Annotated in this window: 20 protein-coding genes and 1 pseudogene; 11 read left to right on the top strand and 10 right to left on the bottom strand. The window is 45.2% G+C overall.

Annotated elements, in window-relative coordinates:
* Positions 1 to 507 precede the first annotated feature (507 nt).
* The 3 genes from L1028_RS18185 to L1028_RS18175 form a co-directional block, all read right to left on the bottom strand.
* Complete coding sequence (locus tag L1028_RS18185) at positions 508 to 777, bottom strand: rhodanese-like domain-containing protein (RefSeq protein ID WP_234536601.1); 270 nt, start codon at positions 775 to 777, stop codon at positions 508 to 510.
* Between the two features lie 91 nt (positions 778 to 868).
* Complete coding sequence (locus L1028_RS18180; RefSeq protein WP_234536598.1) at positions 869 to 1,288, bottom strand: rhodanese-like domain-containing protein; 420 nt, start codon at positions 1,286 to 1,288, stop codon at positions 869 to 871.
* A gap of 4 nt (positions 1,289 to 1,292) precedes the next feature.
* Complete coding sequence (locus tag L1028_RS18175; RefSeq protein WP_234536595.1) at positions 1,293 to 1,613, bottom strand: rhodanese-like domain-containing protein; 321 nt, start codon at positions 1,611 to 1,613, stop codon at positions 1,293 to 1,295.
* 102 nt (positions 1,614 to 1,715) lie between these two features.
* Here L1028_RS18175 and L1028_RS18170 point away from each other — a divergent pair, with 102 nt between their 5' ends.
* From L1028_RS18170 to L1028_RS18145, 6 genes are all read left to right on the top strand, one after another.
* The gene (locus L1028_RS18170; protein ID WP_042185935.1) at positions 1,716 to 2,000 is read left to right on the top strand and encodes an ArsR/SmtB family transcription factor; all 285 of its coding nucleotides are present in this window, start codon (positions 1,716 to 1,718) and stop codon (positions 1,998 to 2,000) included.
* A gap of 6 nt (positions 2,001 to 2,006) precedes the next feature.
* Complete coding sequence (locus tag L1028_RS18165) at positions 2,007 to 4,634, top strand: FAD-dependent oxidoreductase (protein ID WP_234536592.1); 2,628 nt, start codon at positions 2,007 to 2,009, stop codon at positions 4,632 to 4,634.
* Positions 4,635 to 4,776: 142 nt separating this feature from the next.
* Positions 4,777 to 5,469: a response regulator transcription factor gene (locus L1028_RS18160; RefSeq protein WP_234536589.1), complete on the top strand. Its 693-nt coding sequence runs from the start codon at positions 4,777 to 4,779 to the stop codon at positions 5,467 to 5,469.
* A gap of 82 nt (positions 5,470 to 5,551) precedes the next feature.
* Positions 5,552 to 6,475 carry an ABC transporter ATP-binding protein gene (locus tag L1028_RS18155; RefSeq protein WP_234536587.1) on the top strand — a complete coding sequence of 308 codons (924 nt, stop codon included), beginning with the start codon at positions 5,552 to 5,554 and terminating at the stop codon, positions 6,473 to 6,475.
* Positions 6,468 to 7,229: an ABC transporter permease gene (locus L1028_RS18150; RefSeq protein WP_234536584.1), complete on the top strand. Its 762-nt coding sequence runs from the start codon at positions 6,468 to 6,470 to the stop codon at positions 7,227 to 7,229. The genes L1028_RS18155 and L1028_RS18150 overlap by 8 nt, the downstream gene beginning before the upstream one ends.
* Positions 7,230 to 7,249: 20 nt before the next feature.
* Complete coding sequence (locus L1028_RS18145; protein WP_234536581.1) at positions 7,250 to 8,176, top strand: sensor histidine kinase; 927 nt, start codon at positions 7,250 to 7,252, stop codon at positions 8,174 to 8,176.
* Between the two features lies 1 nt (position 8,177).
* Here the strand turns inward: L1028_RS18145 and L1028_RS18140 are convergent, their stop codons facing one another.
* Positions 8,178 to 8,372, bottom strand: coding sequence for a hypothetical protein (locus L1028_RS18140; protein ID WP_234536579.1), 195 nt, complete (start codon positions 8,370 to 8,372; stop codon positions 8,178 to 8,180).
* Between the two features lie 190 nt (positions 8,373 to 8,562).
* A complete protein-coding gene (locus tag L1028_RS18135; protein WP_234536575.1) occupies positions 8,563 to 9,021 on the bottom strand; it encodes an Lrp/AsnC family transcriptional regulator in 459 nt (152 codons plus the stop codon).
* A 172-nt stretch (positions 9,022 to 9,193) separates the two neighbouring features.
* On the opposite strand from L1028_RS18135, the gene L1028_RS18130 reads away from it, so the two are divergent.
* Together L1028_RS18130 and L1028_RS18125 are read left to right on the top strand one after the other, a co-directional pair.
* Complete coding sequence (locus L1028_RS18130; protein ID WP_423803061.1) at positions 9,194 to 10,369, top strand: serine hydrolase domain-containing protein; 1,176 nt, start codon at positions 9,194 to 9,196, stop codon at positions 10,367 to 10,369.
* 120 nt (positions 10,370 to 10,489) lie between these two features.
* Positions 10,490 to 11,698 carry an MFS transporter gene (locus L1028_RS18125; protein WP_234536572.1) on the top strand — a complete coding sequence of 403 codons (1,209 nt, stop codon included), beginning with the start codon at positions 10,490 to 10,492 and terminating at the stop codon, positions 11,696 to 11,698.
* A gap of 189 nt (positions 11,699 to 11,887) precedes the next feature.
* Here the strand turns inward: L1028_RS18125 and L1028_RS18120 are convergent, their stop codons facing one another.
* Positions 11,888 to 14,152 carry a beta-glucosidase family protein gene (locus tag L1028_RS18120; protein WP_234536567.1) on the bottom strand — a complete coding sequence of 755 codons (2,265 nt, stop codon included), beginning with the start codon at positions 14,150 to 14,152 and terminating at the stop codon, positions 11,888 to 11,890.
* Between the two features lie 112 nt (positions 14,153 to 14,264).
* Here L1028_RS18120 and L1028_RS18115 point away from each other — a divergent pair, with 112 nt between their 5' ends.
* Positions 14,265 to 15,542, top strand: coding sequence for a helix-turn-helix domain-containing protein (locus tag L1028_RS18115; RefSeq protein ID WP_234536565.1), 1,278 nt, complete (start codon positions 14,265 to 14,267; stop codon positions 15,540 to 15,542).
* A gap of 163 nt (positions 15,543 to 15,705) precedes the next feature.
* A complete protein-coding gene (locus L1028_RS18110) occupies positions 15,706 to 15,942 on the top strand; it encodes a DUF1700 domain-containing protein (protein WP_234536562.1) in 237 nt (78 codons plus the stop codon).
* A 313-nt stretch (positions 15,943 to 16,255) separates the two neighbouring features.
* On the opposite strand, the gene L1028_RS18105 is transcribed toward L1028_RS18110, so the two are convergent.
* Positions 16,256 to 17,089: a metallophosphoesterase gene (locus tag L1028_RS18105; protein WP_234536559.1), complete on the bottom strand. Its 834-nt coding sequence runs from the start codon at positions 17,087 to 17,089 to the stop codon at positions 16,256 to 16,258.
* 210 nt (positions 17,090 to 17,299) lie between these two features.
* Positions 17,300 to 17,839 (bottom strand): SDR family NAD(P)-dependent oxidoreductase, encoded by a 540-nt coding sequence (locus L1028_RS18100; protein WP_234536542.1) that lies wholly within the window; start codon positions 17,837 to 17,839, stop codon positions 17,300 to 17,302.
* Positions 17,840 to 17,955: 116 nt separating this feature from the next.
* Between L1028_RS18100 and L1028_RS18095 the strand changes: the two are divergent.
* Positions 17,956 to 18,373 (top strand): annotated as a pseudogene (locus L1028_RS18095) (MFS transporter); the annotation flags it as partial.
* Between the two features lie 130 nt (positions 18,374 to 18,503).
* On the opposite strand, the gene L1028_RS18090 reads toward L1028_RS18095, so the two are convergent.
* Together L1028_RS18090 and L1028_RS18085 are read right to left on the bottom strand one after the other, a co-directional pair.
* On the bottom strand, positions 18,504 to 19,490 hold the full coding sequence (locus L1028_RS18090) for a stalk domain-containing protein (RefSeq protein WP_234536520.1): 987 nt from the start codon (positions 19,488 to 19,490) through the stop codon (positions 18,504 to 18,506).
* A 186-nt stretch (positions 19,491 to 19,676) separates the two neighbouring features.
* On the bottom strand, positions 19,677 to 19,859 hold the full coding sequence (locus L1028_RS18085; protein WP_234536518.1) for a sigma factor: 183 nt from the start codon (positions 19,857 to 19,859) through the stop codon (positions 19,677 to 19,679).
* Positions 19,860 to 19,957 lie beyond the last annotated feature (98 nt).

The raw sequence follows: 19,957 nt of genomic DNA, 5'->3' as shown, positions 1-19,957 counted from the left end.
TGTCGATGCGCTTTTACACACAGATTTCGCCATGCGCAAGCATCCTAGCTACAAAGGTGGCTTGGCCCCTCCTTCGGTTGGACTTTCACCAACTAGATAATGCGTGCCTCTGGGCACGCTGGCATAAAAAAATCCCGCACCCAATATGGGTACGGGACGTGCTTCATCCTATTACTCAAAAGTATAGTATTCGCTTTCTGATACTGTCAATAACACTCAACAGCCAACAATAGTTCCAGCTAGCTAAAAATAACTTATCCCGCAAAAAAGCTAATTAGTTTAAGTACGTTGCGTTAAAGTAAGGTCAGCTAAGTTAGCTAACTACTGCAGTTTAGTTACAGTAAATTCAGCTAAATTAGCTAACTAGCCTAGTTAGCACAGTTAGAGTAATTCATCTACAGTTGCCTCACCACAGCATTCATTTCAATTAAAAAAGCTAATTAGTTTAAGTACATTGCGATAAAGCTACCCTAGTTGAACTATGCTAAGTACGAAATCCACTAAAGCCTAGCGTCGACTCAACTTCCCTTTCCAGCTACTTACCCCGCCCTGCAAATGTGCAAGCCGAGTATACCCCTGCTTACTCAGAATCCGCGCTGCACTTTTGCTTCGCATACCGCTGTGACAGTATAGTAACACATCCCGATCCTTCGGGATCTCACCGATCCGCTTTTCCAACTGAGACAGCGGGATGTTTTTCGCCCCCGGAATAAATCCACTCTTGTATTCATCCGGTTCACGGACATCGATCAGCAGCCTATTTTTGGATTGCTCCATTTCGCTCCGAAACCTGCCACCTTCAACGTTCTTACGCTTACACTTGCGCTTTTGCCAAATCCGAGACGGGACATCAATGAGCTTAAATCCATTATCCTTCACAACAACCTTTCACCGAAATGTCGGAGAGTGTTCTTTTGCTTCCTAAAAAATCACCATTTACCGCATATAACTTTCGAAAGCCCTGCTTATAAAGAATTCTCGCAGCTTTGTTTCTTTTATAGTAACTATCAGCAAGAATTAGAACCGAATCTTCAGGAGATAGACAGTGTTGCCAGACATAGGCTAACCGCCCGATCGATATATTTATCGAACCACGGATACTATCCTTCTCATAATCTACGGCATCTCTAACATCGAGCATTTTCATGTCCAATGATTGATCCGCTAATTCGCGAACGTCGCGGGCTTCTACATATGAGAGTGAACGGACCGGCCAAGCGTAACGTAAGAACCTTACAATACTAAAAGCAATTACTATACTCAGTAGGATCCTAAACACCATGTTCATGCTATTACCCCCGTACCAAAAAATCATCCGTCCAAGCACTTAATCCACCCGTCATGTTCACAACGTTGTATCCCTTTTCGCCCAGCAGCTCACATGCTAAACCGCTTCGACCACCACTTAGGCACATCACAATCGTCTCTTCATTAGGATCTAGTTCATCTATACGTATTAACAGCTGCCCAAGCGGAATATGCTTCGTACCGATCACATGTCCCTCCACCCATTCGGCAGGTTCGCGTACATCCAGCAACGTAGGAGCCTCTCCATTCTTCAGACGTTCCGCCACTTGCTGAGGGGTAATTTCCTTTGGAATTTTAAAAGACATCGAGCATCTCTCCTTCTCTTTTTTTAAAAATAACTTGATTTTCATATCACTATATCATAATATTACGGTATAAGGATATTGTAAAGCGAGGAGATCATAACTGTGGATAAAAATTTCAAAGCCTATAACCAAACCGCCGAAACCTTAAAGGCTATCGCTCATCCCGTTCGCTTGTGCATCATTAAAGGTCTGCTTGAAAAAGGCAGCTGCAACGTTAGCTTCATGCAGGACTGTCTCGACCTTCCACAATCTACGGTATCCCAGCATTTGCAGAAGCTTAGAGCTCTAGGCATTGTCGAAACCGAACGTAATGGACTGGAAATTAACTATTCTGTTAAAGACGAGAAAATCAAACATCTAATTCAGCTATTTTTAGGGGAGGAATAAATCATCATGAGTAAAAAAGTACTGATTGTCGGAGGAGTTGCAGGAGGCGCATCAGCGGCCGCCCGGCTTCGGAGATTAGATGAAGAGGCTCATATCGTCATGTTTGAGCGTGATCCGTACATTTCTTTTGCCAATTGCGGACTACCTTATTATATCGGAGGTTCCATTCAGGATCGCTCCAAGCTGCTGGTTCAGACACCAGAGGCAATGCATAAACGTTTTAACATCGATGTTCGGATTCAAAGCGAAGTGGTGTCTATCGACCCTGTGAACAAGAAAGTACGAGTAGAAAGTATAGAAAAAGGCTCCTATGAAGAGAGCTATGATGCGCTTATTTTATCGCCCGGCGCTAAACCGATTCGCCCGAATCTACCTGGTATCGAGAGCTCCAAAATTCACATGCTGCGCAACATTCCCGACACTGACAAAATCAAAACCAAAGTCGCAGCCGAAGGCACTCGTTCCGCCGTTGTGATCGGTGGTGGGTTTATCGGTGTTGAGATGGCTGAGAACCTTAGAGAAGCTGGTCTGGAAGTTTCCTTAATTGAAGCAGGTCCACAAATCTTAGCTCCGTTCGATACCGAAATGTCTTCTATTCTGGCAAAAGAGCTCGACGAGCATGGCGTTAATCTTATTTTTTCCGATATGGTCCAAGGGTTTGCAGAAGTAGGCGAACAAATAGAGGTTCAGTTGGCAAGTGGTACTGTGCTTCAAAGTGATATGGTTCTGCTGGCTATCGGTGTTTCGCCGGATACCTCTTTCCTGAAGGATAGTGGTTTAGAGTTCGGTCCGCGCGGCCATATCTTGGTCAACGAGCGCATGGAAACAAATTTGGATCAGGTCTATGCAGTAGGTGACGCGGTCGAGGTGGTTGATTTCGTAAACGGAACTAAAACTGCTATTCCACTAGCTGGTCCTGCCAATAAGCAAGGACGGATTGCTGCGGATAACATCAGCGGTCTAGGCACTACTTACAAAGGATCACAAGGGACTTCTATTATTAAGGTTTTTGGAGTCACGGGTGCTTCTACCGGCAATAACGAAAAAACACTGCAGCGCTTGGGCTTACCGTATCACGTAATTTATGTTCATCCAAGCTCTCATGCAACTTATTATCCGGGGGCAACTCCAATATCAATGAAGCTGATCTTTGATCCAAAGGGTACGGTGCTCGGTGCACAAGCCGTGGGTTATAGTGGAGTAGATAAACGTATCGACGATATCGCTACAGTGATTCGCTTTAGAGGTACGGTCACTGATTTAACGGAATTGGAGCTTTCTTACGCCCCTCCTTATTCTTCCGCTAAAGATCCGGTGAATATGGCTGGCTTTGCTGCTGAAAATATTTTGAAAGGCATGACTACAGTATTCGTTCCTAAGGATTTAGAAGGTCGTGACAACAACAATACCATTTTAGTTGACGTACGTTCGGAAATCGAGCATGCCAACGGTCATATTAAAGGCTCCATTAACATCCCTGTGGATGATTTGCGTGGTCGTCTAAGCGAGCTTGATCCTAGTAAAGAAATTTGGGTGTATTGCCAAGTTGGACTTAGAGGCTACACAGCTTCCCGGATTTTGCAGCAAAAAGGTTTCCGTGTGAAGAATCTGACCGGAGGCTATAAGACATATCAACTAAGTAAATATTCGCCTAAAAAAAAAGATAGCCTGACGCCAAACGCAGGTATTTCAGCAGCCCGTAAAGAAATCGCAGCAACGGGAGCACCGGCGGGAACGGGGACTGGCACTAACAATAGTTCTGCTACAGAATCCGCAATTGGAGCTGGAACAGCTACAGTTAACGGGTTGGCTACAGCCAATCCCAATGCTACAGCTTTCGCGGCCAACTCCAGCGCCACTGTATCCGTCCCATTCGAACAAGAACTGGATTTAACACCTGATTCCGTGCTTGATGCTTGTGGACTGTGCTGCCCTGGACCGCTGATTCAAGTCAAGATGAGCATGGACCCGCTCTTGGACGGACAAATTTTGAAGGTAACGGCTTCCGATCCGGGATTCTATGAAGATATCAAGGCATGGGCTCGCATGTCTAAGCACACGATTTTGCAATTAACAAAGCTGCCTACTGGCATGATCGAAGCTTATCTGCGCAAAGGAGTAACCGAAGAAGCCATTCCAACAGGAGCACACCCCGTCCAAACTAGTAACGCAAGTACGATGGTTGTATTCAGCGGTGATTTGGATAAAGCGATCGCTTCCTTCATCATTGCCAACGGAGCAGCCTCCAGCGGCAAAAAAGTGACGATGTTCTTTACCTTCTGGGGCCTCAATATTATCCGCAAGGATGAGAAAGTGCCTGTGAACAAGAATTTCATCGGTAAAATGTTCGGAGCAATGATGCCCCGCGGCAGTCGGAAGCTAACACTCTCTAATATGAACATGATGGGCATGGGCTCAAAAATGATTCGCTCTGTAATGAAGAACAATAATGTCTCTTCTTTGGAGGAATTGATTCAGATGGCTGTCGACCAAGGCGTCGAGATCGTCGCCTGCCAAATGTCTATGGATCTTATGGGCATCACCCGTGAAGAACTAATCGACGGCGTAGGAATCGGCGGCGTAGGATATTACCTCGGCCAAGCCGATCAATCTAGTCATAATCTATTTATCTAAATTGTTAAGAGCAAAGGGCTCCTCTATTTATATAGAAGAGTCTCTTTTTTACCTCTCTGGATACACATTATAAAACCTGCTATCCTATTTAATAGGCATTCATCCGAATAACGACCTATTTTAGGTAAGAAAAGGAGATTAAATGAATAACCCGATACATATTCTCGTTGCTGAGGACGACAGTGACATCAGCCGTTTACTGTGCAGCATTATTAAGAAAAGCGGCTACATTCCCCAACCCGCTTTCTCCGGAACGGAGGCGCTTCTCTATCTGGAGCAGCGTCAATGGAGCATGTTGCTGCTCGATCTGATGCTGCCTGGCATGACGGGAGAGGAACTACTTCAGCAGATCGCCGGGCGGGATGATATGTCAGTTATAATCATTTCAGCTAAAGGTGAGCCCCAGACCAAGGTGTCTGCTCTGCGTGCAGGGGCGGATGATTTCATAACGAAACCCTTCGATGTTGAGGAAGTCTCTGCACGGATCGATTCTCATCTACGTTTGTATTCGCGGATTGCGCAATCGGCTTTGCCTAGCGTGCTCCAGCATCAGGGCCTTGTACTTCATCGAGATGCGATGTCGGTTACGGCAAATGGAGCAGAACTGACGCTCACAGTTCTAGAGTTTGAGATTCTCTCGTTGCTTTTGTCGGCCCCAAAAAAGGTGTTTACGAAAGCTAATTTGTATGAAAGAGTCTGGCACGAGCCTTATTACGGGGACGACAATACGGTCAATGTCCATATGAGCAATTTGCGCAGCAAGCTAACCAAGGCCGCTCCAGGAAGCGAATTTATCGAGACGGTATGGGGTATAGGTTATCGGCTCAAGCCTTAAGACATTCTTAAGATTTGGCTTTAGCTCTTCTTATATTTTCAATTCTATACTTGGTCTATCACGAAAAGGAGGCCAAGACGAGATGTACGAGTATGTATTAAAAACAAATCAACTATCCAAAAAGTTCAAGGGCCATACAGCGCTGGACAAAGTCAATTTGTCAATCCGTAAAGGCTCTATTTATGGTTTTATTGGACAAAATGGAGCCGGCAAATCAACATTAATCCGTATGGTGACCGGACTTGCTTTTCCGACCCAGGGGACGATTGAGCTGTTCGGAGCCAGTGAAGAACAGGCCTTAATTCAGGCTCGTAAGCGGATCGGCTCGATTATTGAGAGCCCCGCTCTGTTCCCGCATATGACTGCAAGCGAAAATTTAGAAGCAAACCGGATTCTACGTGGTATTCCCGGCAAAGATTGCGTTCCCAGAATGCTAGAGCAAGTTGGACTGCAGGGAGCCGGCAAAAAGAAAGCCAAAAATTTCTCGCTTGGAATGAAGCAGCGGCTAGGTCTTGCCATCGCCTTGCTGGGAGATCCAGAATTTCTGATTCTCGACGAGCCGACTAATGGGTTGGATCCGATGGGGGTCGTCGAAATGCGCGAACTGCTCAAGCGGCTAAACCGTGAGCTGGGCATTACAATAATGATCTCAAGTCATATTCTAAGTGAGTTGCATTTAATGGCAAGTCATTATGGTATTATTCATCGCGGTCAGCTGCTTGAACAACTCACTGCGGAGGAATTGAACGAGAAATGTCAGCAGTATTTGTTTATCAAAGTGGATGATCCGGGCAAGGCAACAGCCGTCATTCAGAATGAGCTGGGTACGGCCGATTTCGAAGTGATGCAGGATGGAACCATCAAGTTGTATAGCCGCATTGAGCAGCCAGGTAAAGTATCCACAGCGTTATTCTCTGCAGGCCTCGAGATCGAGAAGTTTATGCCCATGGGTGAAGACTTGGAAAGCTATTTTACGAAACGAATTGGGGGGAATCCAAATGTATAATCTGATCAGAGTTGAGTTTTTCAAGCTCCGTAAGAATAGATCAATTTGGACTTTTCTATTGGCGCTTTCCATCCTCTCACTTGCTTACCCCCTGCTATATTATTTTGATCATCGGTCCAATGGGGAACCTCAGATCACCGGCGCTGAATTTCTGACTACCTTTATTTCAAGCAATGCCTACATTATTAAATTCGGCGTAGCCATTCTGGCTGGATTCTTTATCTCTAACGAATATTCCACAGGGGTCATGAAGACGATCGCATCTTCGGGCAACACCAGAGGGCGACTGTTTGCGGCAAAACTGGTCGTTTTCGCAGTTGGAGCCATGGCGATTTCACTCGTCTTTCCTATTGTCAGCACAGTCGAAGTCACGCTGCTTTCGGGCTTCGGTCATCTGCCGGAGGGGAGTACTACACTTTTCATACCGCGAGCCCTCGGGCTGACGTTATTGTACACGGCTAGCTACGCGGCCATCGGGGCGCTGTTCACCGTAATCCTTACTGACAGCGGCAAAACTATCGGCTTCTCAATGATTTTCTTCCTTATGATCGATACGGTTTTAGCTGGTGTAGGTTCGAAGATCTCTTTTTTTAGTACTTTGTACGATTATTCCATCTTCAAACTGGTGGGCGATATCGGCAAGCCCAGTATCGACAGCGGAGATTTGCCAGCGCTACTATTCGTGCCGTTGTTAACAATTGTCGTTTCCGGGATACTCGGTATTCTCGTATTCCGTAGAAAGGAAATCAAATAACACATAGGAGGTGCGGGAGAGTGTTGCACATTCTGATGATTATATTGTTAGCGGCAGTAGCTCTCCTGCTCATCCGTCTTTTGATGCTTAGGCGTGAGTTAGGGCGGATTACGGAGCAATTATACCACTACAACGAGCACAGAACCGGTAAAAAAATCGATGTAGCTCTATTCGACCAAAAGCTTGAGGCGCTTGCGGGACAAATCAATCGTCAATCCCATTTAATTGTCGAATCGGAAGCCCAGCGGATACGAGTTGAACAAGAATTTCGTCAGGCTATTGCGAATATCTCACATGATATCCGTACACCGCTCACCTCCATTTCCGGTTATATTCAACTGCTGGAGGAGGCGTCAATTACACCTGAAGAAAGGCTCGAATATGTTGCCATCGTTAAGAATCGGACGAAACGGCTGCAGGCACTGCTGAATGATTTTTTCGAACTTTCCTTGATCGAATCGTTAGATTATCCTCTACATACCGAAAAGCTTGGAATGACTGTCCTACTCTCGGAAATTCTGGTCGGATTTTACGATTCATTCAACGATCGCAATATTACACCAGATATACGGTTACCTGAAGAAAATGTATCCGTATACGCCGATGAATCCGCTGTGCGGAGAGTTGTCGAGAATTTGCTTGTCAATACAGTCAAACATACGACCGGGTATGTGGAAATCAGTTTTAACCTCCAGCAGGACACAGCGGATTTGACGATTGTAAACGATGCTAAGGCACTAGCCGGAAGTGATGTTAACCTCTTATTTGACCGATTTTATACCGCAGACCGCACTCGATCTTCTCAAGCATCGGGGCTTGGCCTCTCCATTGCCAAAAGTCTGATGAATACGATGGGTGGCACACTGACAGCCGACCTGGAAGGTGAGAAACTGATAATGACCTGCCGTTGGAAACTAGGCGATGCTGGCATTAGCTTGGCTACTTAATTTAATCATTCCAGCTGGACATGATTTCTAGTACAGCAGATGTAGCGAGCGCCTGTGCCAACAAGGGTAGGAGAATTCTCCAATACATGACCAAGTGTCCTCCGCCATCACTCTTAACTGCCTCGAAGGTCGGGTTAAGTAACCATGACACAGGTAAGATACGGCCACGCCAGAAATGACACGGTACATAATGCAACGTTCGAAGCAATGACTGCACGAACTTTTTGATTCAGCAGCAAGGTAATCAATAATGAAGACAATGGTAAAAGGGACCCGACATCGATTTGTGGAACCATTTATCCTGAAAAATATTTCAAACCAAAAAGACTCCTCTATTTATATAGAAGAGTTTTTTGCATTGCTAAGAGCTAGCAGAGTAATGTTTTCTAACTCAGCAAGTTTAAGCTTGTATCTTCAAGCGATGGTATAAGAAATTTATGATCGATTGGCGAGGACATCACGATTAGAATCGTGTAGGTACCGTATTTGTCACATTGATTTCCGAACTCCTCGAGGGCTCGTGTAGAGTCGGTTACTACTTTCAATAAGTAGTTGTGTTCCCCGCTTATACGGTAACATTCGACGACATCAGGACTCGAGCGGCAGAAATCAAGGAATGCATTACAATCCCTAGAATGAAATAACATGTAGGCAGCAGCATGTTTTCCAATCTTTTCAGGGGAAATTATGGTGCGATACTCGCTGATGATGCCTTTCTCCTCCATACGCCTAACTCTTTCCGTAACTGCAGGTTGCGATAAACCGACACATTTCCCCAGCTCTGTCATAGAAATTCTCGCTTGATTTTGAAGATGAAAAAGAATTTGCTTATCAATATGGTCCATCAAAATCACTTCCTTTAAATTTAAGGTTACCCCTATAAACTAGCTTGCAATTAACCGTTATAAGGCTAATTTAACTTAGTTGCCTTATGTAATCAAGATAACTTGTTATATATAATAACCCTACAATAGTAAAGTGTTCATGGCTTTAACTATTCCGAAGGGATGAAGACTGTTGAGTATATTGGATTCAAACAAAATAAATACAGAATGTTTATCAGGTCGCATCGATGAAGTAATTGATCGAACTCTTGCTGACAAGCGCCTGGTCGGTGCTGTCATTAAAGTGGCGATAGATGGGGAACTGGTTTATAGCCGCGCTGTCGGTCTTGCCGACCGCGAGATGAGCAGACTTATGCAAGAAGACGCCTTATTCCGGCTCGCCTCAGTTAGCAAACCTATCGTTTCAACGGCAGCCCTAGTATTAGTTGCGCAAGGTCGACTACAGCTGGATGATCGCGTTGATCGTTGGCTCCCAGAATTTCGGCCACGTTTGCAGAATGGCGAGTTCGCGACATTGACGATTCGTCATTTGATGACGCACACAGCAGGCCTTTCTTACCGATTTTTCCAAGAAGAGAATGGTTCCTATCAGTCAGCAGGGGTATCAGATGGTATGGATCAGTCCGGCATCACATTGGAAGAGAACTTGCGTCGTCTTGCCTCTGTCCCCCTCCTCTATACGCCAGGTACCGAGTGGAAATACTCCATCGCGACAGATGTGCTGGGAGCAGTAATTGCAAAGGTCACAGAAGCACCGCTCAGTGAAGCCGTACATTCACTCGTGACAAAGCCGCTTGGCATGAGCGACACGGGTTTTATTGCAGTCGATCGAGAACGATTGGCAACTTCCTACGCCAATGATGCTCCAGAGCCACGGCCTTTACTTGATCCCGACAGTATTGCCTTTATGGAGGGAACGGCTGGATTCCTGCTTGCCCCTGGTCGTGCACTTGACGATACTGCCTATCATTCTGGAGGAGCCGGCATGGTCGGCAGCGCTGGAGATTTTTTGCAACTGCTGGAAACTTTACGCAAGGGTGGAGCATCACTGCTGCCGGAGTCTCTGGTTCACGATATGACGACCAATCAGATCGGTGATCTGCCAATGGCCTTTTGGCCAGGACGAGGCTTTGGCCTAGGCATTACGGTACTAAAGGATCCTGTCGCCGCAGACACTCCGGAATCCCCGGGTACTTGGCGCATGGGTGGCACCTATGGTCATTCGTGGTTCGTCGATCCCAAGCAACGGCTCAGTGTCGTGGCTTTCACTAATACCGCACTGGAAGGCATGTCGGGTCAGTTTACTGTAGACCTTTGTGATGCCATTTATGATAGACGTAAAAAATAGAGCAAGAACACAAGGAGCCTGGGTCCGGCATGAACCAGCCTAGGCTCTCTGTCTAGTAGACCTTATTCGTCATATATATCATTGAGTTTTCTACAATTATAAAAGAGAGGTGCTTCTCCAATGAGCCAAAACACATCTTCTGCCACACAAAGTGCCTCCAGCACTCCTTCTTCTGAACGTCTACCATGGGCAGGATTACTCGCCCTTGCTATGACGGGGTTTATCTGTATTCTTACCGAAACGATTCCGGCCGGCTTGTTGCTCCAAATAGGTGATGGGCTTGGAGTCTCCGAAGCCCTTGCGGGTCAACTTGTCACTTTGTATGCCTTTGGTTCGCTGTTGGCCGCGATTCCCTTAACCACCGTGACGCGTGGATGGCGGCGGCGACCACTGCTACTAATGTGCATCCTTGGTTTTCTCGTATTCAACACCGTCACCACTCTTTCTTCCAATTATGTACTTACGCTGGCAGCTCGGTTTTTCGCAGGCGTATCCGCTGGAGTCTTATGGGGCATGATAGCAGGTTATGCCCGGCGCATGGTGCCGGATTCACTCAAGGGACGAGCAATGGCGGTAGCGATGGTTGGCACGCCTCTCGCTCTGGCACTCGGTGTCCCTGCTGGAACACTTCTTGGCACCCTTATGGGCTGGCGCTCCATCTTCGGGATCATGTCGCTATTGGCTCTGATACTGATCGCCTGGGTGTTTTGGAAGCTACCTGACTATCCCGGAGAGGCTCCTGATAAGCGGCTCCCACTCTACAAGGTTTTTGTTATTCCGGGGGTACGGCCGGTATTGTTTGTCGTTCTGGCATGGGTGCTGGCACACAACATCCTGTATACCTACATTGCGCCCTATCTTACTCAGGCTGGGCTTACCCAGCGCGTTGACTTGGTATTGCTTATTTTCGGCATTACTGCGCTTGTTGGCATCTGGGTCATCGGTATTTTGATCGACCGCAAACTACGTCCATTGGTTCTATTCAGCCTCGCTGCTTTCGCCTTGTCATCCATTGCACTAGGTATGAGTAGCAGTCAGCCCGTAGTGATCTATCTAGTGGTTGCTGTGTGGGGGTTGACGTTCGGAGGAGCAGCTACTTTGCTACAAACAGCAGTTGCTGAAGCAGCTGGCGAAAGTGCAGATGTGGCCCAGTCGATGTTAGTAACGGCATGGAACCTAGCTATCGGCGGTGGCGGCGTGATGGGTGGGATTCTTATTGAAACAGTTGGTGTCCGCTCCTTCCCGTGGGTACTGTTTATTCTATTGATTCTTGCGCTGCTAGTAGCGTGGCGCGCTAAGGAATACGGATTTCCTTCAAGAAAGCGTTGAGGCACACCTATGAAATCATGCCACAATCATCAAGTTTACGGATAACGGTAGCCGAACAAGAAATGTAAAAAAATAAGCCAGTGTTACATATTATATATGACTAATATGGACTACTGGCTTACTTATATTAGATTTTCATTAAATCAATCTTTGATATATTCTCGGATCAGACTCGGCCTTTTCTATCTCCTACTCTACAGCCAATGCATTAAATTCTTGCAGATCCTTGGCTAAATCTTCTTCTGTGTATTTCCCTTGACCGAACCCAACCAGCGCCCGCAGCGGCATATATTTCATCATCGCCATGAACATTTCTGGGTTATCATCCATCGCACCTTCCATTCCAAATATACTGCTGAACTTCTTCACTTTATCCGCCGTACGTGGATTGTCCAGCAAATCACCAACGGTACTGTTGCGATGATAAATTAACGCAAGCGGAACTGTCGATTCTACTTCAATCGAAGCAGTCAGACGAATATCTCGTGAAGATGAACCAACAGCAATTTCAAAGACTCCACTTTCCACATGCCAATCGCCAATGTTGACGTTGTAATAAGCAAAGGAGCGTTTATCCAGTTCAAAAGAAACCTCTTGCTCTTCACCAGGCTTAAGCGCTAGCTTCTGGAAGCCCTTAAGCTCCTTAAGTGGACGGATCACGCTGCTCTTCACATCGCTAACATAGAGCTGAACGATTTCTTTTCCTGCGCGAGTACCCGTGTTTTTGACGGTGGCCGTAACTTGTACGGTCTCGGTATCATTAATGCTGCTCTTGGAGATTCTCAAATTGCTGTATTGAAACGCTGTGTAGCTTAGTCCGAAGCCGAAAGGAAACAGCGGTTCAAGCTCTTTTTTATCATAATAACGATAGCCAACAAACAAACCTTCTTTATACTCTACTGTATCCCCTTCACCTGGGAAATTAAGAAAGGATGGATTGTCGCTCAGCTTCATCGGGAAGGTCTCTGCCAGTTTGCCACTTGGACTAACCTCTCCAAACAATAAATCTGCAACTGCACCGCCAAAGGCCTGCCCGCCTAGATAACCTTCAAGAATACCCTTCGTTTTATGGATCCAAGGCATTTCTATTGGTGAGCCATTGCTGAGTACGACGACGATATTGTTTTGCACCTCAGCCACTGCATTAATCAGCGCTTTATGGCTCTCTGGAAGCGACAAGTGACTGCGATCATAACCCTCTGATTCATAGTTATCCGGAAGTCCAAGGAACAATACGGCTACATCCCCTTTTGCCGCTGTATCCCGTGCCTCTTGTAGCATAGCTTCATTAATCCCGTCATGGTTCAGTTCATATCCTTGCGCATATAACAGTTCAGCAGAACCCGCAAGGGCCTTCATCTCTTCAAAAGCATCATCCAATTTAGTCGGATTCACATGTGAGCTGCCCCCGCCCTGATAACGCGGATTTGTAGCAAACTCACCGATGATCGCAATCGTTCCTTGCTTTGACAGCGGCAGAATGCCTTCTTCATTTCTAAGGAGTACCATGCTCTCGCGTGCCACTTCACGAGCCAAATGGTGATGCTCTGCAGTATTAAATGAGGCATGCTCCTTACGATTCTCCACCGCCTTAAAAACAAATGTTAATAACCGCTCCACTGCAAGATCTAACGTTTCCTCAGCCAGTTCGCCACTTCTCACTGCTGCGACAATCTTGGCATCGCCAATGCCTCCGGTTGACGGCATTTCCAGCTCCAGTCCAGCTTGTAGAGCCTTCACCCGTTCATTAACCGCTCCCCAGTCGGAAACGACGAATCCCTCGTAACCCCATTCCTCCCTAAGAATCTTAGTCAGAAGAAATTCACTCTCAGAGGCATATTCACCATTTACCCGATTGTAAGAGCACATCACACTCCATGGCTGACTCTGCTTAACTGCACCTTCAAAGCTAGCCAGATAAATCTCCCGCAGCGTCCGCTCATCAATAACAGCATCTACAGACATTCTCCGGTGCTCCTGATTATTAGCGGCGAAATGCTTAAGCGAGGTTCCTACCCCTTCACTTTGCACACCTTTGATATGATTCCCACCCATTTCCGAGGAAAGATAAGGGTCTTCCGAAAAATATTCGAAATTACGACCGTTCAGTGGAGAGCGCTTAATATTTGTTCCGGGACCGAGTAGAACAGCGACGTTCTCTGCTTGACACTCTTTCCCGAGCGCTTTACCCACACGCCCGATTAAATCCCGATCCCAGGAAGAAGCCATCCCTGCTGCCGAAGGAAAACAAGTTGCGGGTACACTGTTATGGAGTCCAAGGTGATCGGCGCTCTCTTTTTGCTTGCGTAAACCATGGGGTCCGTCCGTTACCATTAAAGAAGGGATTTCGAGTCGTTCGATGCCCTTCGTATGCCAGAAATCAAGCCCTGAACAGAGTCCTGCTTTCTCCTCAAGGGTCATTTGTGATATGAGTTCATGAATGTTGGTTTTCATAAATTTACCTCCTCTGAATGTTTCTATTCCCATTTTAATCTACTTCACACTGGATTTATGGCATTATTATTGTATTTTTGGTATTCTGGTTGGGCAAGGAGGCTGAAAAATATTGAATCATTTAGACGATCATGATGGAGCTCAATATATCTGTAAAGTGTTGTATGAATCGCTGCAAATTCCTGTGTTTCTGCTAGACGCCAATCGGAGAATCGAGCTAGCGCTGCCTTCCTCTTCGGAGAGCGCCCCATGGGTTCATAACATCAATGAGCTACTTTCAGAAATTGTAGATCCTACTAAAAGCGAGAACATTTCTAATCACGATAGCTCAAATTCCTCTATACCGATCATTCGCACCACTAATTTTCTAGAAAATTACATCTTACTCCATCTTCCTTTAGAGCTAAGTGGCGGAAGAATCATTGTAGTGGGCCCCTCGCTATATACTCAACTTTCAGGAGACAATGTATCCAGTCTGATGCATGACAATGATGTGCCTCACGGACTTCAGGATCAATGGCTTACTTACTATCGCAGTCTGCCTGTATTAAACCGGATGAGATTGTACCATACCGCTATGCTTCTCTATTCTCTCGTCACCGGAAAAACACTGACACTTAGCGAACTCCTGCTTGACTCCCGAGTTCTCGAACCTAAACAACTCTCTAGCGACAGTTTGGATTTGGATGTCTCTTACCGTAGAGAGAATACATGGTTGCACCACGAACCTATAATGGAAAAAGCTTTATTTCACCATGTCAAAAATGGAAATAAAGCTGAGCTACTTCGTGTCCAAGCAACATTCTCTGAAGAGAATTACGGAGTGCTCTCCAAAAAGAGCCAATTACGCAGCAAAAAAAATCTGGCCGTCTCCTGTATTACACTCGCCACACGTGCAGCTATAGATGGAGGGCTGTATTGGGAGATTTCTTATACCCTAAGCGACTTTCATATCCAGCATATTGAGGAATTAAAGGATATTCCGGCTGTAGACCACGCTATTCTTAATGCGCTTTGTGATTTCGCAGACCATGTCAGAAATAATAGAAGTGCACAACTGTCTCGAACAGTAGCCATCTGTCAAAACTATATTTTTAATCACCTATATGAGGAGCTTTCCCTAGATAAGCTGGCTGTAGTTGCAAGCTTGAACAGAAGCTATCTCTCTCAACTATTCAAGAAAGAAACAGGGTTCACCGTTAGCGATTTTATTCAAATCGAACGAATTGAAGAAGCTAAACGACTAATCGAATTACCTGGCATCAGCCTATCCGACATTGCTACCCGTCTGCACTTCAACGACCAGAGCTACTTTACCAAAGTATTCAAAAAATACACGGGCATCACTCCTAGACAATTCAAAACAAACAAAGAATCTAACAGTAACTAAAAAGAAACAACAGCACTCTTGGACGAGAATAAAAAGTCCTAGATTGCCACTTTATTCTGCTTTTCTAAGAAGTAGTTCACTCCTCCCTAGCCTCTTCCAAAGCGCTAAACTTTGAGACTGTCTTGGCTCTGCATAAATTCATTAAAGGAGGTGCTGATTATGAATGAAGCAGTTTTTTTATCCGAACTTGCTGGCAAACTTGAAGCTTTCCGACGAGATCATTGACGATCGCATGGAAGATGGCATGGCCGAGGAAGAAGCGATTTGTGGACTTGGAAGCATCGAAGATATCGCCCGAGAAGTAATGCTTGATCATATGATGTCTTTAACATTACAATCAAAGCTTCTAAAGGAAAAAATAATCTACCGGAAAATAAAAGTGGTGGCGATAAGAAATTAGATGTCAGCACTAATAATGGATATATATATCTTACATTTGTAGATTAAATACCGTTTCTTAATAAAGATAATTTAGGATTTCAAAAAACCTGAGGGAGCCTGTTTAGCAGGTTCTCTCAGGTTTTTTAAGTTGAAGCGCTCTTCCATTAAAGCTCTGTGATGGCTGCAAGAACAGTATTGTTGAAGTAATCCACATACATATTTTTAAATGGCTTCTGATGATCTAATTCTACCGATAAATGCACCGTAACGCTTCGTGCCGTTAGTTGCCCATCCGTACCCCCAATACGCTTCAGGAAACCGCCTACTTTTCACTAAGTGACAGTTACCTTAAAAGCATCGACGTTAAATACTGATCCATTGATGGTCAAAGTGGCATTATAATACCCCCGGTCACCGCTGGGCTTACATTTATAATCCCCAGAACATCCGCATACGAAGAATTTAGTTTTGTTGTAACCGGGATATATATTACTAAGCTTCTGGTAAAACAGATGTCCATGATGCGTAAAAATAGCCAGTATCTTATCTCTCACTTTTGTAGGAATGGAGGAAAAAAAATTATTTGTCTCCGATGTACTTAATACATGGCTGGGGTCCACCGTAATCCCACTCACTTTAAGTGGCCAATGAAAATCTATAATATAATAATACTGGTCATCTAAATTTTTCAACAAATTTATACTGCCCGGACTGAACTGCCCCATCGCACAATTAAGCCATACATACTTCACCTTGCCCTGTGTCCCCGGGAAATTCATTTGCCCTTCGACTGCGCCTAAATATTGTGTGAATAAGGACTGAGTACTTGCCTCCCAGTTTCCTATCGAAGCTTTATAAGGGATACTCCCTAGCGTGCTTGTCACCGTATCCTTGAAGTCCTTATAGTAGGCATTCGCATTATTCCCATGATTAGCTCCCGCCTGCGTGTTATCTCCTCCAAAAATAACAAACCTCTTATTCCCGCTCCCTACTGCCTTTGGCAATAGATTTCTAAAAATACTTGAGCTATTCCCATATCCCACATGGCTATCACCAATAACAGCAAAGTTAACTATATGAGCCTTCGCTTTAAGCATCGGGCTAGGCTTGGGTTGAAGTTTAGAAGCAAGACTACGTTTCTTAGTCGGTCCGACCTGCCTTCTCATCTAGAATCACCTCTCGCAATGAATGAAGTACACATAGTAGTATCTATATTCATTACGGATTAGGTTGTCTTGGACCAATAGATCTTGGGCAGTATTTACTTCGTTTTGAAATTAAAAAGTGTCTCTTGTAACGAAAAAGATACCTTCTGAAGTTCTGAAGATAATGTAGTTAAATTTTCGCTAATGTTTAGTTACTCTGAACACTTCTGCTTAAATCTTCATATCCTTACCCGTATAATCTACAAACATGAAATGACCTTCAGGCGTAGTCCGCTTCTCGATCAGGTCAAGAATCCCCTTCAACACTTTGGGTCGGATTCGTTGGCGCTTCTGCCCCGCCCATATCCGTATGCATCCAGCCGGGATGCACGCTGAGCACTTGAATCGGCGTTCTTTTACATATACATGTAGCTGCTGCGTGAACATATTGAGCGCCGTTTTAGAGATGGAATAAGGGTAGTCCCCCGAATAAGCATTAGTGATGCTGCCCGCTTCCGATGATATGTTGATGATCGAAAGTTCGGGTTCAGTAAGTAGCGGCAGGAAATGCTTAACCACTCGCATCGGTCCGTAAAGATTAATATTCATCGTGGTAAGCATATCTTGGAAATCCAGCTCTTCAATCTGTGTGTCCCTGGCGGTCAGCACCGCCGCATTATTAATAATGACACCAAGCGTCCGGCCTTGTCCTTGCAGATTCGCAGCTAGCGCCGCGATTCCTTCTTCATCTGTCACGTCCAGCGCCGCCACAGTCAGCTTCTCCCATAGGTCGCAGCAAGCTGGGATAGTGCTGTTTCTTCCTGATCGGGACGGCGAACCCCAGCTATGACTCCATGCCCCTGCTTTAATGCTTCAGCAGCCAGCTGTATCTTGTATATATGTCAACAGGCTGCCGGATCGGTATGGCTCTGCTCCTTATGCCAATACAAACTTTAGGACTAAATCAATTACCCTCCAAGCTTAGTGCGCACGGTACTGCGATCTCAAATCAATTCGACAAGTGGCTGGCGCCGTGGGAACTTCCTTACTCGTCACCGTAATGACGAGCCGTACTACAACGCATATGAAGGATATGATGGCTGCAGGCAGCACACAGAACTTACACAAGAACATATGATTATGGAAGCTTCCATTCAAGGGATCAATGATTCCTATCTAGTTATTGTTGGTATCGGCATTCTTGGGCTGCTGCTCTCATTCTTCATTAAACGTGTTGGGCAAGCGCCTGATCCTGAGCAAGAACCCGAAGTGAAGCTCAAAAAAATCATTACCAAAGAAGCTTGATATATAGAAGTTATCTGCACTGTTTAAGCATCATAAAAAAGAGATCAGCGATGAATAACATCGTTGATCTCTTTTTAGTCTGATCTTTATCACAACAATTAGCGACTAAACCATCTGCTAACTTGCATAACTATTTCAGTTTAAAATAGATGGACGTTTTGTCGGACTCAAGCTTACTATCGTTTCTATGAAGAACAAGGCTGTTCTCCTTGCCTTTGATAATTGGCAGAATAACTTTACCCGAAGCTTCAAAAGAACCCGGTTTACTTGGGGTGACTTCAGGAAAATCAGCCAACAACTTTTCGATATTTTCTCCGAGAGATCCCTCAAAATAATCACTAGAGCCACCAATATAGTATTGTCCACTGGACGTTTCTACTCCCCAAATGCTAGGTGTAAAACTTGAAAGGAACTTCCGCCCTTGGTCCTGACTACCTTTTACAAGACTGGCGTTCTTCACCTTAAGCGTTACATCAAGCAGGACATAATCTACAGCTACATCGGGATCAGTGACATGTTCCTCAAACCCAAGAGCATGTAATTGTCCGAGATTAGTCGACGTAACCTTATTGATAGTGAAAGTATATTGGGCAGATGTTGAATCACCCTTAGGGCTATAATTGTTATCAAGGTCCGTATAAGTAAAAGAAGTACCCAACTTCACTGCATCTGCAAACGAAGCGCCGCTGTTACTGGAAGCCGTACCGGAAGATGATGCAGCAGGCTTTGGTGTTGCCTGCGGAGTGGACTCGGTTGCCTGCGGAGTAGATACGGTTGCTGGCTTTGCAGTGGCTTGTGCAACTGTATTGTCCTTATCCGGGACAACCGATGTTGATGTTCCGCCGTTCGCCGATGTGATCACAACAGCTTGACGACTGTTATCCCATTTCACGGTTGCCCCCAGTGCTTCAGATACAGCCTTGGCGGATACATAGCTATGTCCTTCATAGATAATTGGGTACATTGTTCCTTCACTACTTGACAAGTTCACTTTCTGATTATCCACTTCAATGCTGATGGCCGCATTCTGATACGCAGAAATCTTCTTCAATGTCGTGTCAGCATAAGCGACTGCACCCACAGCCAACAGCATTGAGCTAACTGTAATAATTGACATGACTTTTTTGCTTGTTACTCTTAGCACCCTGCACTCCTCGTTTCATGTTTATGTATATGAATCCTGAAAATTATATCACTTTATATCGAATATTGTAAATATTGGTACGATAGGATATTCGTTCTTTATTTGTGAATACTTAAAAAAGACACATTTCCATTGTCCACCGCCACATTTCGCCTCAAATTAGCTGATGTTCTGATAAGCCTTAATAAATATGTCCTGAACCACATCCTCGGCTTCTTCCTTATTGTTCAACAAGCGAAAGCAGTAGAGGTAGATCCGTTGTTGGTAGAGTCTGATAATATCTGAAAAAAGGTAGACTTCTCCTGCTTGTACCCGCTTTATCTTTTCTTCAATAGAGTCCACGACTGTCTCCTTTCTACTATCAGTACAGTTATAACACTTGAGCGGTCTGTTTCGTAGCATTTTTTCCCGTTCCAGCTCCAATTTAACGGTAAATACAT

It is taken from the genome of Paenibacillus pseudetheri, from assembly GCF_924513355.1.
GTDB classification, from domain to species: domain Bacteria; phylum Bacillota; class Bacilli; order Paenibacillales; family Paenibacillaceae; genus Paenibacillus_AQ; species Paenibacillus_AQ pseudetheri.
The sequence above is the reverse complement of the archived record's forward strand: the minus strand, read 5'-3'. Positions and strand labels throughout refer to the sequence as shown.

What these genes read in the sequence shown, in the direction of transcription:
- L1028_RS18185 (WP_234536601.1), bottom strand. Translation starts at nt 777, where the DNA reads ATGGAGCAATCCAAAAATAGGCTGCTGATCGATGTCCGTGAACCGGAT.
- L1028_RS18180 (WP_234536598.1), bottom strand. Translation starts at nt 1,288, where the DNA reads ATGAACATGGTGTTTAGGATCCTACTGAGTATAGTAATTGCTTTTAGT.
- L1028_RS18175 (WP_234536595.1), bottom strand. Translation starts at nt 1,613, where the DNA reads ATGTCTTTTAAAATTCCAAAGGAAATTACCCCTCAGCAAGTGGCGGAA.
- L1028_RS18165 (WP_234536592.1), top strand. Translation starts at nt 2,007, where the DNA reads ATGAGTAAAAAAGTACTGATTGTCGGAGGAGTTGCAGGAGGCGCATCA.
- L1028_RS18160 (WP_234536589.1), top strand. Translation starts at nt 4,777, where the DNA reads ATGAATAACCCGATACATATTCTCGTTGCTGAGGACGACAGTGACATC.
- L1028_RS18155 (WP_234536587.1), top strand. Translation starts at nt 5,552, where the DNA reads ATGTACGAGTATGTATTAAAAACAAATCAACTATCCAAAAAGTTCAAG.
- L1028_RS18150 (WP_234536584.1), top strand. Translation starts at nt 6,468, where the DNA reads ATGTATAATCTGATCAGAGTTGAGTTTTTCAAGCTCCGTAAGAATAGA.
- L1028_RS18135 (WP_234536575.1), bottom strand. Translation starts at nt 9,021, where the DNA reads ATGGACCATATTGATAAGCAAATTCTTTTTCATCTTCAAAATCAAGCG.
- L1028_RS18125 (WP_234536572.1), top strand. Translation starts at nt 10,490, where the DNA reads ATGAGCCAAAACACATCTTCTGCCACACAAAGTGCCTCCAGCACTCCT.
- L1028_RS18120 (WP_234536567.1), bottom strand. Translation starts at nt 14,152, where the DNA reads ATGAAAACCAACATTCATGAACTCATATCACAAATGACCCTTGAGGAG.
- L1028_RS18110 (WP_234536562.1), top strand. Translation starts at nt 15,706, where the DNA reads ATGAAGCAGTTTTTTTATCCGAACTTGCTGGCAAACTTGAAGCTTTCC.
- L1028_RS18105 (WP_234536559.1), bottom strand. Translation starts at nt 17,089, where the DNA reads ATGAGAAGGCAGGTCGGACCGACTAAGAAACGTAGTCTTGCTTCTAAA.
- L1028_RS18090 (WP_234536520.1), bottom strand. Translation starts at nt 19,490, where the DNA reads ATGTCAATTATTACAGTTAGCTCAATGCTGTTGGCTGTGGGTGCAGTC.